Genomic DNA, 432 nt, shown 5'->3' on the forward strand with positions numbered 1-432 from the left:
CAAACACAATATTTTAAATGCTTTAGGTGTTATTGCAGTCGCATATTTTGAAAAACTGGATCTGAAAGAAGTTGCGGAAGAAATGCTGACTTTCCCAGGAGTAAAACGTCGATTCAGTGAAAAAATCGTAGCAGACATGACCGTAGTCGATGATTATGCGCATCACCCTGCAGAAATCAAAGCAACGATCGATGGCGCACGCCAAAAATATCCAGATAAAGAAATAATTGCAGTTTTCCAACCCCATACGTTTACGCGTACGATTGCATTGATGGATGAATTTGCAGAAGCACTTGATTTAGCTGATAAAGTTTACTTATGCGATATTTTTGGTTCGGCTCGGGAAGAACAAGGAAACGTTAAGATTGAAGACCTTGGAGCGAAAATCAAAAAAGGTGGAGAAGTCATCAAAGAAAATAATGTATCTCCATT

The 432-nt window shown here is 38.7% G+C and carries 1 protein-coding gene; it reads left to right on the top strand.

The window, feature by feature from the left end; genetic code table 11:
* Positions 1-432 (top strand): glutamate ligase domain-containing protein (locus FCS21_RS17865; protein WP_281279987.1); only part of this gene is annotated, 432 nt, incomplete at both ends.

The organism is Colwellia ponticola (assembly GCF_005885605.1).
Classification (GTDB): domain Bacteria; phylum Pseudomonadota; class Gammaproteobacteria; order Enterobacterales; family Alteromonadaceae; genus Colwellia; species Colwellia ponticola.